Origin of the sequence: Paraburkholderia sp. UCT70, assembly GCF_050434085.1 — a bacterium.
GTDB classification, from domain to species: Bacteria; Pseudomonadota; Gammaproteobacteria; order Burkholderiales; family Burkholderiaceae; genus Paraburkholderia; species Paraburkholderia tuberum.
On the sequence record NZ_JBNPVZ010000004.1, the window covers coordinates 1,226,042 to 1,240,725 of the forward strand.

The window sequence follows — 14,684 nt, forward strand, 5'->3', positions numbered from 1 at the left end:
GCCGGATCGCAGCCAATGCCGATGCAGGTCGTCTGACCCCGGCTCGCTACGATGGTTTGCGCGACGGTAGCGCCCCCATCCTTGTTGTCCCTCGCTCCGGATCTCACCCGCGCCCCCGCGACGCGACCGCCAATTGCTCCGTGCCGGCCAGCACCGCAGCCAGTGCGATAGCCAGTAGAAAACCCCTTCCTGCCCACACGGTATTCCCCCACCCTTGCGGCATGTGCGCTCCTTCGTCCTTGCTGCGATGTGTCGTCGTTCAGGCGAGGCTCGCGGCGTCCGCCAACGCGGCCGCCGGCACGGCCATCTGTGTGCGATGCTCCCGACCGCAGCGCTTGCCGGGCTGCTCGCGGCGGGCGTCGGTGCTGGAAGCGACGTTATCGCGGCGGCAATCGCGGGCGCGGTGCTGGGCGCCTGGCGCGTGCGGCGGCGCGAACTGACACGCAGGCCGTACCTCGTGGCGTCGCTCGGCATCGGTATGGGCCTCGCCGCCATTTCCGGCGGTTTCGCGCGGTACCTGTCGGCGACTGCATATGCAAAGGCGGCTGTGGAGCGTGTCGAGTTGTGCGCCGTGGTCTTAATCGGCGCGCTGATCTTCACCGCATCGACGATCGCGTTCTGCAAACTGCGCGGTGCGATAGCCGGGGCGCTCGGGAGCGCGCCCCGGCTATACCGTCGTCAACCTCACGGCGCTCGTGCTGTGTGTATGTCTTGGCTACGGCTTCGTAACGGAACCGACGCAGACCTTCGGGCTCGCCGCGTTGCTCGCGATGAGCGGACTGGCTGCCGCACTGGGCGCGCATCTGATGAGGGCAGCCGCCGCCGAAGTGCCTCTTCACGCGCTCGCCGCACATACGGCCACCGGTCTCATGCGCGCTGCGGCCTCGTGCAGCGACCTGGCTGGCTCGGGCGCTTCGAATGGCGCGACGATCAAATGCACCCGCTGCTGGCGGCGAATTCGCGCAACCATGGGCACTGCGCGACGACACTCAGCACGTTGTACGCACGAGCGCGTATCGCAGCGGAGTCGAATGGCGCTATCGCAGCCGCCAAAGATATTGTGCGCACCGGAACGAGACACAACCGAAGCGTGATTCACGGCCCCCGGCTCCCGTGCAGACGAGTGAGAAAACATAGAGCTGGCGACGAACTTGCAATAAATGAAGTTTTACAGGCGATCCAAAGCCTATTGCTTACTCTTGCTGAGCGCCTTCACGCGTGTGATGTTCTCGATCAGATCCGCACCTTCTTCCATCAGGAAGCGCTTAAAGGCCACCGCAACGGGCGGCAGACGCTTGTTCTTCCGGTGCACGACGTACCAGTTGAACATCACCGGAAAGCCCTGGGCGTCGAGCACGACGAGGTTGCCCACTTGCAATTCGAGGCTGATCGTATGCGCGGACAGGAACGCGATGCCCATGCCGGCAATCACAGCCTGCTTGATCGTCTCAGTGCTCTTGATCTCCATCGCGATCTTCAGGTTGGCGATTCGTCCGGCAAAACCTTCTTCCATCGAATTCCACGTATCGGAGCCGTGCTCGCGAACGATGAAGGCTTCCCCCGCCAATTGACTCATCGTGATGTTGCGCTTGTGCGCGAGCGGATGCGATGGCGCGGCGACGATCACATACGGGTGCGGTGCAAACGGTTCGTTGGTGGTGTCCATCTCATGCGGCGGGCGCACCATCACCGCGAGGTCGGTCTGATTGGTCGCGAGTTGATGCAGCAGTTCCTCGCGATTGTGTACCGCCAGATTAAGGACCACGCCCGGATAGCGGCGCGTGAATTCGGCGAGCAGGCGCGGGAAGAAGTAGTCGCCCGCGCTGATCACGGCGACATTGAGCTTGCCGCCGGAGACGCCTTTCAGCTGACCCATCGCTTGGTCCACTTCGTGGAACTGCTGGATGATTGCGCGGCTGTAGTGAAGCATCTCATGGCCGGCGGGCGTGAGATAGATCTTCTTGCCGAGCTGCTCGAAGAGCGGCAGCCCCGCATGCTCTTCGAGTAGCCGGACCTGGCTGGAGACAGCCGGCTGGGTCAGATGAAGTTCTTCCGCGGCACGCGAGAAGCTCAGGCGGCGGGCCACCGTCTCGAAGACCTTCAACTGCCGGAGTGTCGCGTTTCTCATCGTCATGGCCGATATATAGGCGAATGTGAATCAATATGGTAACAACCTTTAACTATAGGTAATTCAGCAATGACCCTGGCATGGAGACCGGGCGCCTCGACGATATCAACCATCAGGCCCCGACCAGCGCAAACCGCCCTTCGCACCTGAGGCCAATAGCCGGAGCAGACGAGTGAATAGCGCCCGTTTGGTTGCCTGATGAACGTTTCGTTGCAACAGTTAAAAGTATTTGTCGCCGTCGCGCGTGAGCGAAGCTTTACGCGCGCGGCGCGCGGGTTCAACCTCACGCAGTCTGCGGTGAGCCGGTGCTTGCGCGAACTCGAAGAAGCGATCGAACTGAAACTGTTCGACCGGACGACGCGGCAGGTCGAATTGACGACGGCGGGTGCGAGCCTCGCGTGCCGCATCGGTCGCCTGCTTGATGATATCGATCTGACGTTACGCGAAAATCGGGCCGCGTATGAAGGGCACACCGGCGTGGTGGTCATCGTCAGCAATCCAGTGCTGTCATCGAACTGGGTGCCAGGCGGTCTTGCACGCTGTGCTGAGGCATTTCCTGATCTGATCGTGTCGGTACAGGACCGGCCGCAATGCGCGGTGTTGACCCGCGTCGAACAAGGGGAAGTCGACTTCGGCGTGGTGTCGGACGCGGAGCCTTTGGCGGCCGACCAGTTGCACGCGCAAGCGCTTTTCTTAACCCCCTCTCTGCTGTCTTGTCCGGCGAGCATCCGCTTGCGCGACGCACCACGCTCGCCGCCTGGAGTGCACTGAGCGACGTGCCGCTCATGACGCTCAATTCCGATGCCGGAAGCCACAGCGTCGTCGAACGTGCCTTGAGCACACATTGCGTCCGAGGGCGACCGATACAGGAACTGGGTCACGTCGCCGCTGTACTGCGGATGATCGAACTGGGGCTGGGTGTCGGCGTACTGCCGGTCGACGAGCACTGGCCCGCTCCATCCGAACGTCTCGTGTCGCTCCCGCTGCTCCCGGAGGTGATGCTGACGACGATGCAAGTGCGCCGTCGCAACCGTTCGCTCAAGCCGAACGCGGCAGCAGCGTGGGCTCAATTCGCAGGTGCCGGCGCATCCACTGCCCAGTCGGTAGATGAACTGTGGGCCAGCGCGAACGGGCAGATGCCGGCCACGTCGCTGAACGCGCCTTAAGCGCCCGCGAGCGCAGGCACACCCGGCTCGTCTGGCACGCACGCCCTCCGCGAATAGCCTTGCGACGAGTCCGACGCGCGACTCACATTCGCAATTTTTCCGTTTGCCGCGAAACCTCCCAGGGTATGCGCGTTCTTCCTGTCGAGAATGGCCTGACTCAGAAATTCCGCGCTGTAGGCGTTCAGCAAATGCGAATGATGAGCCTTGATGTACGCGGCGATGCGCGCCCGTTCGTCGTCGATCGTTGCGAGTGAGGCGAAGGTTTGCGCGTCCCAACGGAAACGCAGACCCAGTTCGGAGAAAGCCATGTTGTAGGCACAAAGTTGCGCCTGCACGGTGTGGTCGCGCACGGTTTCGAGTCCGTCAAGGTGTAAGCGGCCCATGATTTTCTCCTTCAGTTGGATGGCTTGGATGAAGGATAGGATCGCGAATCAATATACGATAGTTAAAGTTTTTTGTATAAACGATAACTATTGTCTTATGTATTTCGGCGCCACGAGGCCAGGAGTTCATTCGAAGGCGACGCCGAAATTCCAGTACTTATCGTAAACCTCCGTCTGCAGCCCGTTTGTGCAATGCAAACAGTTCGTGCGTGATTCCCTTTCGCCTCAAGCGAATGCGGCCAGCCGCGCTGCAACAATCGGCCCCGTCTCCAAAAATACGCTTGACTAATACTGTATGTGGAATATTGTATATCACGAATCACACAACGCCCCGCCAAGGAGGAGAGACGTCATGGCAGAAGCTGGGAGCACCCTGCAGAGCGCTGCAGAAGAAGCACAGAAACGCGGGACAACCGAAATGACTGACGGATTTCATCTGGTCATCGATGCGCTGAAACTGAACGGCATCGACACGATCTATGGTCTGCCGGGTATTCCCATCACCGATTTGACGCGGCTCGCTCAAGCCGAGGGGATGCGCGTCATCAGCTTTCGACACGAGCAGAACGCGGGCAATGCCGCCGCAATTGCCGGTTTCTTGACGCAGAAGCCCGGAATCTGCTTGACCGTTTCCGCGCCCGGCTTCCTGAACGGGCTCACGGCGCTTGCCAATGCGACGACCAACTGTTTCCCGATGATCCTGATCAGCGGCTCGAGCGAGCGCGAGATCGTCGACCTGCAGCAGGGCGACTACGAAGAGATGGATCAACTGAACGTCGCGAAACCGCACGCCAAGGCGGCCTATCGCGTACTGCACGCCGAGGACATCGGCATCGGGGTTGCGCGTGCGATCCGCGCGGCCGTATCCGGGCGTCCCGGCGGCGTCTACCTGGACCTGCCCGCCAAGCTGCTCGCGCAGACCATCGATGCCGCGAAGGGCCGGAACTCACTCGTACACGTCGTTGACCCGGCGCCACGCCAGCTTCCGGCGCCTGACGCTGTCGAGCGTGCTCTCGATTTGCTGAGGAGCGCCAAGCGTCCGCTGATCATTCTGGGCAAAGGTGCCGCTTATTCGCGAGCCGACGCCGAGATTCGTGCGCTCGTCGAAAAGACCGGCATTCCGTATCTGCCGATGTCCATGGCCAAAGGCCTGCTGCCCGACAACCATGCGCAATCGGCCTCGGCCGCGCGCTCGTTCGTGCTCGCGGAATCGGACGTCGTCATGCTGATCGGCGCTCGCTTGAACTGGCTGCTGTCGCACGGCAAGGGCAAGACGTGGGGCGCGCCGAAGCAATTCATCCAGATCGACATCACGCCGACGGAAATCGACAGCAACGTGCCCATCGCCGCGCCGGTGATCGGCGACATCGGTTCTTGCGTGTCGGCCCTCCTGGCTGGCATCGATTCGAGCTTCCCGAAGCCTGGCGCGGAGTGGATCGACACACTCGCGGAACGCAAGGACAAGAATCTGGCGAAGATGGCCGAGATGCTCGCCAAGAATCCAACGCCAATGAATTTCCACAGCGCGCTGCGCGTGATTCGCGATGTGATCAAGGCGAACCCGGATATCACGCTCGTCAACGAAGGGGCCAACACGTTGGACTATACCCGCGCCATTGTCGACATGTACAAGCCGCGCAAGCGCCTGGATGTCGGTACGTGGGGGGTTATGGGCATTGGCATGGGTTACGCGGTCGCCGCGGCGGTCGAGACCGGCAAGCAGGTGATCGCGGTTGCGGGCGACAGCGCATTCGGCTTCAGCGGCATGGAGATCGAGACGATCTGCCGTTACGACTTGCCGGTTTGCACGATCGTCTTCAACAACAACGGCGTTTATCGCGGCACCGACGTCAACCACTCCGGAGGCAAGGACGTGGCGCCGACGGTTTTCGTCAAGGGTGCGCGCTACGACAGGATGATCGAGGCGTTCGGCGGCATCGGCTATCACGTCACGACGCCAGAGGAGTTGGAGAAGGCGCTGATCGAATCCATCAAGTCGGGAAAGCCGACGCTCATCAACGCCGTCATCGACGAAGCAGCGGGAACGGAGAGCGGCCGCTTGACGAATCTCAACCCCCAAAGTGCGGCGATGAAGAAGTAACGCCATTAATCATCAGGAGAAGCAAAGTGACCAATCCCCTCGACGGAATCAAGATAATCGACTTCACCCACGTACAAGCTGGACCCGCATGCACGCAGATGCTGGCCTGGTTCGGCGCTGACGTGATCAAGGTTGAACGCCCCGGCTCAGGCGACGTGACGCGCAATCAGTTGCGCGATATTCCCGACGCCGACGCGCTGTATTTCACGATGTTGAACAGCAACAAGAAATCGCTGACGCTGGACACCAAGAAGCCCGAAGGCAAGGAAGTGCTCGAAAAGCTGATTCGCGAATCCGATGTGCTGGTGGAGAATTTCGGCCCAGGCGCGCTCGACCGAATGGGCTTCTCCTGGGAGCGCCTCAACGAACTCAACCCGAAGATGATCGTGGCATCGGTGAAGGGTTTCAGCGACGGCCATCATTACGATGACCTGAAAGTCTACGAGAACGTCGCCCAATGCGCAGGCGGTGCGGCTTCCACCACCGGCTTCTGGGATGGCCCGCCGACGATCAGCGCAGCGGCGCTGGGCGACAGCAACACCGGCATGCATCTGGCGATCGGCATTCTGACCGCACTGATCGGCCGCGATAAAAGCGGCAAGGGCCAGAAGGTGGCGGTGTCGATGCAGGACAGCGTGCTGAACCTGTGCCGCGTCAAATTGCGCGACCAGCAGCGTCTCGATCGGGTCGGCTACCTCGAGGAATACCCGCAGTATCCGCACGGCACTTTCAGCGACGTGGTGCCGCGCGGCGGCAATGCCGGCGGCGGCGGCCAGCCAGGTTGGATTCTGAAGTGCAAGGGCTGGGAAATGGATCCAAACGCGTATATCTACTTCACCATCCAGGGCCACGCATGGGAGCCGATCTGCAAGGCGCTGGGCAAGCCCGAGTGGATCGACGATCCGGCCTACAAGACGGCCGAGGCGCGTCAGCCACATATCTTCGATATCTTCGCGACCATTGAGGCGTGGCTCGCCGACAAGACCAAGTTCGAGGCGGTCGACATCCTGCGCAAATTCGATATTCCGTGTGCGCCGGTGTTGACGATGAAGGAACTGGCGAACGATCCGTCGTTGCGCGCGAGCGGCACCATCGTGGAGGTCCAGCACAAGAAGCGCGGCTCCTACCTCACGGTCGGCAGCCCGATCAAGTTCTCCGATCTTCAGCCTGAAATCACCGCGTCGCCGTTGCTCGGCGAGCACACCGACGAGGTGCTGGCGAGCCTTGGATATAGCAAGCAGCAAGTCTTCAATCTGCGCGAAATCAAGGCTGTCTGACGGCGCTGGCAGGCAGAGCTCGGAGTAGCCGGGCTCTCATTGTCGGGGTATGCAGGTGCGGCGCCCTGGATGGACGCCGTAGTGACTGAACAGTAGTCTTTTCGAATCCAGGTAGCCCTATGCAAACAGCCATCGACTTTGAGCAATTGGTAGCAGCAATCGGTGATGCAATCATCATTTCGGACGCCCAGGGGCGCATCACACTGTGGAACCCTGCTGCCGAGCGCATGTTTGGCTTCACGCAAAGCGAGGCCCTGGGGCAGTCACTGGACCTGATTATTCCGGCACGTTTGCGCGGACGTCACTGGGATGGCTATCACAAGACGATGGCAAGCGGGCAAACCCGCTACGGTAACGATGTGCTGCGCGTTCCTGCGGTGGATAAAGAGGGGCGCTCCCTATCGATCGCATTTACGGTTGCGCTGCTGCATTCACCGGAACATGAGTTGACCGGGATCGTTGCGGTGATTCGCGATGAAACCAGTCGTTTCCAGGAGGAGCGCAATCTGCGCAAACGCCTTGCCGAACTGGAAGCCCGCGTTGGAGCGTGAAAGGCGCAGTCATGCCATGTCCGAACGCGCGTTCCGGGACGGTCGAGAACCGCGCTCCGGGCCGCCCGGATCCGGTTGGCCGGCTATCGTGACGATCTACCATGAAGAATCCAATGCACATAGAGGTATTTGGGCAATATCGGCTTGAGCTGTCCGCGATGCAGTTGATCCACAACGGCGGATGGGCTGCTTATTTTGCAATCCGCACGGTCGAAGAAAAGCATCAGGCGCAACCCAACCTCCTGCCCTACCGGCAGGTTGTCGACGAGGTCGTCTTTGAAAGCGAAGCGGCGGCCATTGCCGGCGCGCGTCGCATGGCGATGGCGCTGCTCAATCCGGCAACCCGGTAACGCTAGCGGTACCGTTGTGGCCAGGTGGAAATCAGAGGCGTAATGCGCGCGCGATGCTCAGACCAGATACAGATCAATTTAGGGAGACGCAACATGGGCAAGGCATTGGAGGACGTGAGGATTCTCGATTTCACGCATGTGCAATCGGGTCCGACGTGCACGCAGTTGCTGGCGTGGTTCGGCGCCGATGTGATCAAGGTGGAGCGGGCGGGCGCAGGCGATGTCACGCGTGTGCAACTGCGCGACATTCCGGAGGCGGACAGTCTTTACTTCACGATGCTCAACCACAACAAGCGCTCGGTGACGATCGACACGAAGAACCCGGAAGGCAAGCGGGTTCTCGAAGCGCTGATCCGGAGGTGCGACGTGCTGGTGGAGAATTTTGCGCCGGGCGCGCTCGAGCGGATGGGCTTCAGCTGGGAGCGTATCCAGGAACTGAACCCGCGCATGATCGTGGCGTCGGTCAAGGGCTTCGGTCCCGGGCCGTATGAGGACTGCAAGGTCTACGAGAACGTCGCGCAATGCGTGGGCGGCGCGGCGTCGACCACCGGCTTCGACGACGGCCCGCCGGTCGTGAGCGGCGCGCAGATCGGCGACAGCGGCACCGGGCTGCATCTTGCGCTCGGCATCGTCACGGCGCTCTATCAGCGCAAGACGACGGGGCGAGGTCAATACGTGCTCGCCGCGATGCAGGACGGCGTGCTGAATCTGTGCCGCGTGAAGCTGCGCGACCAGCAGCGGCTCGAACGCACGGGCGTGATGCGGGAGTATCCGCAACATCCGAACGGCACCTTCGGCGAAGCGGTGCCGCGCGCCGGCAACGCTTCCGGCGGTGGTCAGCCGGGCTGGATTCTGAAGTGCAAGGGCTGGGAGGCGGACCCGAACGCGTACATCTACTTCATCGCCCAGGCGCCGGTGTGGGCGAAGGTCTGCAATGTGATCGGCAAGGAGGAATGGGCCACCGATCCCGACTACGCGACGCCTGCCGCGCGGCTGCCGCGCCTGAAGGAGATTTTTGCCGAGATCGAGCGCTGGACCATGACCCGGACGAAGTACGAGGCGATGGAGACGCTCAACAGGTACGACATTCCATGCGGCCCGATCCTGTCGATGAAGGAGATCGCCGAGGAGCCGTCGCTGCGCAAGACCGGCACGATCGTCGAGGTCGATCACCCGGTGCGCGGCAAGTATCTGACGGTCGGCAATCCGATCAAGCTGTCGGACAGTCCCACTGAAGTTACGCGCTCACCGCTGCTTGGCGAGCACACCGACGAGGTGATGGCCGAGCTCGGCTATTCGGCGGACCAGATCGTGCATTTGCGTGCGGTCGGCGCGTTATGACCGCGTAAGCCGTGCCTGACCGCGCGTCTGACGCGCGGGACAAGATGTTGCGGCGCGACCCGCCGGGCCGCGTCAGTGCACCCCAATGAATCGCGCAGGAGACATTCCGATGAAATCGTGGATACGTTTTCGGCTCGCCGATGGCCAGACGGGCTTCGGCGTGCAGGAAAGCCATCGCGTCACCGAATACGAAGGAGATATGTTCGGTGACGCCGTCCCAAGCGGCAACGTGTTGAGCCGGGACGACATTACGCTGCTCAACCCGTGTGTTCCGACTAAGGTCGTCGCGCTGTGGAATAACTTCCATGCGCTGTCGGAGAAACTTGGCAAGGCCGCGCCGTCCCACCCGCTGTTCCTGATCAAGCCGCCGACCTCGGTGATCGGTCCAGGCGAACCCATTCGTCGTCCGAAAGACTACAGTGGCAAGATCGCGTATGAAGGGGAGCTTGCGATCGTAATCGGCAAGCGCTGTCGCAACGTATCGGTGGAAGAGGCAAACGATCACATCTTTGGCTTCACCTGTATCAACGACGTGACGGCGGCCGAATTGCTGAACGAGGATGTCAACTTTGCGCAATGGTGCCGCTCGAAGGGTTTCGATACGTTCAGTTGTATCGGACCCGTGATCCAGCGCGACTTCGATTGGCGTACGGCCAGTGTCGTGACGCGGCTCGACGAGGTGGAGCGGCAGAACTACCCGCTGGCGGACATGATCTTTTCGCCTGCGGAACAGGTGAGCCTGATCTCGCACGATATGACGTTGCTGCCCGGCGACGTGATCGCTTGCGGTACGTCGATTGGTGTCGGCTCGATCAAGGACGGCTCGACGGTCGACGTATCGATCGACGGTATCGGCGTGCTGTCGAACGCGCTGTCAACGGAAATCTGATATGGCGATGACGATTGCAGTACCGCGCGAGATTCGCGCCGGGGAACGTCGCGTCGCGGCGACGCCCGAAACCGTCGGTCAGTTGCTGAAGCTCGGTTTCGCAGTGAGCGTCGAGGTGGGCGCGGGCCTAAGGGCGGCGTTCGACGACGATGCATATCGCGCGGCTGGCGCGCAAGTCGTCACCGATACCCGTGCCGTGTGGGCCGAGGCCGATATCGTGATCAAGGTGCGCGCGCCGGAGTTTAATCCGGCGCTCGGTGTCGATGAAGGGGCGTTGCTGAAGAAGGGCGCGATATTGATCAGCTTCATCTGGCCCGCGCAGAACCCGGTGCTGCTCGAGCATCTCGCGGCCGGCGGCGCTAGCGTGCTGGCGATGGACTGCGTGCCGCGCATCTCGCGCGCGCAGAAGCTCGATGCGCTCAGCTCGATGGCGAACATGGCCGGTTACCGCGCGGTGATCGAAGCCGCGCAGCACTTCGGGCGCGTATTCACCGGGCAGATCACTGCAGCGGGCAAGATGCCGCCCGCGAAGGTGATGGTGATCGGCGCGGGTGTTGCTGGCCTCGCCGCCATCGGTGCGGCGCGCGGTCTGGGCGCGATCGTGCGCGCATTCGACACGCGCCCCGAGGTCGAGCAGCAGGTCGAAAGCATGGGCGCCGAGTTTCTCAAACTGGACGTTGATGAAGACGGCAGCGGTTCAGGCGGCTACGCGAAGCAAATGAGCGCGAAGTACATCGAAGCGGAAATGGCGCTGTTCGCGGCGCAGGCGAAGGACGTCGACATCATCATCACCACCGCGCTGATTCCTGGCAAGCCCGCGCCCAAGCTGATTACCGCAGCCATGTTGGAGACCATGCGGCCGGGCGGCGTGATCGTCGACATGGCAGCGGAGCAGGGCGGCAATTGCGAACTGACGCAACCCGGCGAGGTGGTAGCCGTCAACGGCGTGACGATCGTCGGCTATACCGACTTGCCGAGCCGGATGGCGATGCAGTCGAGTCAGCTCTACGGCACCAATATCCGTCATCTGCTGGCCGATCTGACACCGCAGAAAGACGGCGTGCCGTGCATCGACATGGGTGACGACGTGATGCGAGGTGCGACGGTCGTGCATCAAGGCGTTGTTAGCTGGCCGCCGCCCCCGCCGAAACAAGCCGCGATCGCGACGCACCGTGCGCCGCCCGCGAAGCCCGTCACGAGCCCGATCGACGCCAACCAGCAAGCCGCCGCCGCGCGCCGTTCGCGCCACACGTCGCTGGTGCTGCTGGCGATCGCGGTGTTGGCGCTGCTGGCGCTCGGCGCGCTCGCGCCGCCGGCGTTTGTCGCGCATCTGACTGTATTCGTGCTGGCGGTATTCGTCGGTTATCAGGTGGTCTGGAACGTGACACCGGCCTTGCACACGCCGCTGATGAGCGTGACCAATGCGATCAGCGGGATCATCGTGATCGGCGCGCTGCTGCAACTTGGCACACCGAACCTGCTGGTGACGGTGCTCGGCGGTGTCGCGTTGCTGGTCGCCACGATCAATATCGCCGGTGGGTTTCTCGTGACCCAGCGCATGTTGAAGATGTTCCAGCGCAACTAAGGACAACTCATGTTGAACGGAATCGGCAACATTGCGTATTTAGGCGCGAGCACACTGTTTATCCTGAGTCTGCGCGGACTGAGTCATCCGACGAGCGCGCGCCGCGGCAATCTGTACGGCGTGGTGGGCATGCTGATCGCGGTCCTCGCCACGCTGCTGATCGCGCAAGGCGCGGGGCTGGCAGTCGTGCTGGCGGCGGCCGTGATCGGCGCAGCCGTCGGCGCACTGCTGGCACGGCGCGTTGAGATGACACAGATGCCGCAGTTGGTCGCGATACTGCACAGCTTTGTCGGGCTGGCCGCGGTGCTGATCGGGTTCACCAACTTTCTGATGCCAGCCGGCCAGTTCGGCGGCGCGGAGCGGGTGATCCACCTGTCCGAGATCTATCTTGGCGTCTTTATCGGCACGATCACGTTCACGGGCTCAATCGTCGCGTTTCTGAAGCTGCAGGGCACGATCAGCGGCAAACCGCTCGTGATGCCGGGCCGGCATCTGCTGAACCTGACCGTGCTGGTGCTGTGCGTCGCGATCGGCTACCGGTTCCTCACGGTGCCGTCAGGCGCGGACGGCGTTCTCGCGTTGCTCGTGATGATCGTGCTCGCTGCGGCGCTTGGCGTGCATCTGGTGATAGCCATCGGCGGCGCCGACATGCCGGTCGTCGTGTCGATGCTGAACAGCTATTCCGGATGGGCGGCCGCCGCCACGGGCTTCATGTTGAGCAACGACCTGTTGATCACGACCGGCGCGCTGGTGGGCTCGAGCGGCGCGATTCTCAGCTACATCATGTGCCGCGCGATGAACCGCAGTTTTGTGTCGGTCATTCTTGGCGGCTTCGGTGCGGCTAACGGCACGCGTTCCGCGGACGTCGCGGGAGAGGTGGTACCCACCACGGTTGACGAAGTTAGCGCGATTCTGCGCGATGCGTCCGAGGTCATCATCGTGCCCGGCTACGGGATGGCCGTGGCGCAGGCGCAGGCGACCATCAGCGAAATCACGCGCAAGCTCGACGGTCTCGGCGTGAGGGTGCGTTTCGGTATCCATCCGGTCGCCGGTAGGTTGCCGGGCCACATGAACGTGCTGCTTGCAGAAGCGAAGGTGCCATACGACATCGTGCTCGAAATGGATGAAATCAATCACGACTTCACCAACACGGATGTCGTGCTCGTGATCGGCGCCAACGATATCGTGAACCCGGGTGCGCTCGAAGATCCGGGCAGTCCGATCGCGGGGATGCCGGTGCTCGAAGTGTGGAAGGCGCGCACGGTGGTCGTATCCAAGCGCAGCATGGCGACCGGCTATGCGGGCGTGGACAACCCGCTCTTCTACAAGGACAACACGCGGATGCTGTTCGGCGATGCGAAGGGCAGCGTCGATGCGTTGCTCAGGCAGCTTGACGCTTGACACGCTGTTACCGCGCTCACTTCCCCTTAACTTCACATTACTGATCGATCATGATCCACCTACGCAAAGCAAAGATCGTCGCGACCCTCGGCCCCGCGACCTCCAATCTCGAAACAATTGCGCAACTCGTTCGCGCCGGTGCGGATGTCTTCCGGCTGAATTTTAGCCACGGTTCGCACGAGGATCACCGGCGCCGGTATGAGCTTGTTCGCGAGGTCGAACATACTGCGGGCCGGCCCATTTCGATTCTCGCGGACATGCAGGGACCGAAGTTGCGCGTGGGTCCTTTCGCTGAAGGCAGGGTGATGCTCGCCGAGGGCGCGGAATTCGCGCTCGACCGGAACCCGGCGCACGGTGACGTCAAGCGCGTCTGCTTGCCCCATCCAGAGCTTTTCGAGGTGGTCGCCGCTGGCCAGTCGCTGCTTCTCGACGACGGCAAATTGCGCCTGGAAGTGCTCGACAACAACGGCGAGCGGATCCGCACCCGGGTGATGCACGGCGGAATCCTGTCGGATCGAAAAGGGGTGAATGTTCCCGACGCGATCTTGCCGATTCCAGTGCTGACCCAGAAAGACCTGATCGATCTGGAATTTGCGTTGTCACTGGGCGCTGACTGGATTGCGCTTTCGTTCGTCCAGCGTCCGGAAGATTTGATCGGCGCGCGCGCGCTCATCGGCGAACGCGCGGGGCTCATGGTCAAGCTGGAAAAGCCGGCGGCGCTCGAGCGGCTCGACGAGATCGTGAATGCCGCCGACGCCGTGATGGTGGCACGCGGCGACCTGGGCGTCGAGCTTCCACCCGAGCGCGTGCCGGGCATGCAGAAGCGCATCCTTCGATCCTGCCGCAGCCACGGCAAGCCGGTGATCGTCGCGACCCAGATGCTCGAATCGATGATTTCAGCCCCGGTGCCCACGCGTGCCGAGGCATCGGACGTCGCGACGGCCATCTACGATGGCGCGGACGCGGTCATGCTGTCTGCGGAATCGGCCAGCGGTGGCTTCCCGGTGCAGGCCGTGGCGATGATGGAGCGGATCATCAAGGAGGTCGAACATGATCCGCTCTACCGTAACCTGCTCGATGCCCAGCACGAGCTTCCGCTCGGTACACCGGGCGACGCGATCTGCGCGGCACTGCGCGATGTTGCGCAGACCATCGCTGCGGTTGCAACGGTGACATACACGACATCCGGACACACCAGCCTGCGGGCTGCCCGTCAGCGGCCGGCCGCGCCGATTCTCAGCATCACGCCGAAGCTGTCGACGGCGCGGCGTCTTGCGCTGGTTTGGGGCGTCCATTCCACGGTCAGCCCTGACGTCGGATCGGTCGACGAGATGGTAAGTGCCGCGTGCGGCATTGCCGCGAGGCTGGGTTTTGCCAATTCAGGCGATCAACTGGCGATCGCAGCGGGCATGCCGTTCGGCGAGTCGGGTACCACCAATCTGCTGCGCATTGCCCGAGTCTGAGCGACGCCGGGCACGAAGTGCAGTGGGTAGACGGAGACATAGACGTGTC

Annotated in this window: 11 protein-coding genes and 2 pseudogenes; 11 read left to right on the forward strand and 2 right to left on the reverse strand. The window is 62.2% G+C overall.

The window, feature by feature from the left end; genetic code table 11:
* Window positions 1-316 precede the first annotated feature (316 nt).
* A pseudogene (locus tag OKW41_RS31280) lies at window positions 317-589 on the forward strand (NAD(P)(+) transhydrogenase (Re/Si-specific) subunit beta); the annotation flags it as partial.
* 597 nt (window positions 590-1,186) lie between these two features.
* On the opposite strand, the gene OKW41_RS31285 reads toward OKW41_RS31280, so the two are convergent.
* Window positions 1,187-2,134 carry a LysR family transcriptional regulator gene (locus OKW41_RS31285; protein WP_429449869.1) on the reverse strand — a complete coding sequence of 316 codons (948 nt, stop codon included), beginning with the start codon at window positions 2,132-2,134 and terminating at the stop codon, window positions 1,187-1,189.
* A 192-nt stretch (window positions 2,135-2,326) separates the two neighbouring features.
* Between OKW41_RS31285 and OKW41_RS31290 the strand changes: the two are divergent.
* Window positions 2,327-3,294, forward strand: a pseudogene (locus tag OKW41_RS31290) (LysR family transcriptional regulator).
* Here the strand turns inward: OKW41_RS31290 and OKW41_RS31295 are convergent.
* Entirely contained in the window at window positions 3,291-3,677 is a 387-nt protein-coding gene (locus OKW41_RS31295; protein WP_429575047.1) for a hypothetical protein, read from the reverse strand. The pseudogene OKW41_RS31290 and the gene OKW41_RS31295 sit on opposite strands and share 4 nt — an antisense overlap.
* A 352-nt stretch (window positions 3,678-4,029) precedes the next feature.
* Between OKW41_RS31295 and oxc the strand changes: the two genes are divergently transcribed.
* The 9 genes from oxc (at window position 4,030) to pyk (ending at window position 14,635) form a co-directional block, all read left to right on the forward strand.
* Window positions 4,030-5,778: an oxalyl-CoA decarboxylase gene (gene oxc / locus OKW41_RS31300; RefSeq protein WP_429575048.1), complete on the forward strand. Its 1,749-nt coding sequence runs from the start codon at window positions 4,030-4,032 to the stop codon at window positions 5,776-5,778.
* 26 nt (window positions 5,779-5,804) lie between these two features.
* Complete coding sequence (gene frc / locus OKW41_RS31305) at window positions 5,805-7,055, forward strand: formyl-CoA transferase (protein WP_429449873.1); 1,251 nt, start codon at window positions 5,805-5,807, stop codon at window positions 7,053-7,055.
* A gap of 119 nt (window positions 7,056-7,174) precedes the next feature.
* Complete coding sequence (locus OKW41_RS31310) at window positions 7,175-7,606, forward strand: PAS domain S-box protein (protein ID WP_429449875.1); 432 nt, start codon at window positions 7,175-7,177, stop codon at window positions 7,604-7,606.
* 101 nt (window positions 7,607-7,707) lie between these two features.
* Window positions 7,708-7,956 (forward strand): hypothetical protein, encoded by a 249-nt coding sequence (locus OKW41_RS31315; protein WP_429449876.1) that lies wholly within the window; start codon window positions 7,708-7,710, stop codon window positions 7,954-7,956.
* A 93-nt stretch (window positions 7,957-8,049) separates the two neighbouring features.
* Window positions 8,050-9,297 (forward strand): formyl-CoA transferase, encoded by a 1,248-nt coding sequence (gene frc, locus OKW41_RS31320; protein ID WP_429575049.1) that lies wholly within the window; start codon window positions 8,050-8,052, stop codon window positions 9,295-9,297.
* A 109-nt stretch (window positions 9,298-9,406) separates the two neighbouring features.
* Window positions 9,407-10,186, forward strand: coding sequence for a fumarylacetoacetate hydrolase family protein (locus tag OKW41_RS31325; protein WP_429449880.1), 780 nt, complete (start codon window positions 9,407-9,409; stop codon window positions 10,184-10,186).
* Between the two features lies 1 nt (window position 10,187).
* Complete coding sequence (locus OKW41_RS31330; protein WP_429575050.1) at window positions 10,188-11,771, forward strand: Re/Si-specific NAD(P)(+) transhydrogenase subunit alpha; 1,584 nt, start codon at window positions 10,188-10,190, stop codon at window positions 11,769-11,771.
* Between the two features lie 9 nt (window positions 11,772-11,780).
* Window positions 11,781-13,172 (forward strand): Re/Si-specific NAD(P)(+) transhydrogenase subunit beta, encoded by a 1,392-nt coding sequence (gene pntB, locus OKW41_RS31335; protein ID WP_429575051.1) that lies wholly within the window; start codon window positions 11,781-11,783, stop codon window positions 13,170-13,172.
* Between the two features lie 50 nt (window positions 13,173-13,222).
* Entirely contained in the window at window positions 13,223-14,635 is a 1,413-nt protein-coding gene (gene pyk / locus OKW41_RS31340) for a pyruvate kinase (protein WP_429575052.1), read from the forward strand.
* The last annotated feature ends 49 nt before the right edge of the window (window positions 14,636-14,684 follow it).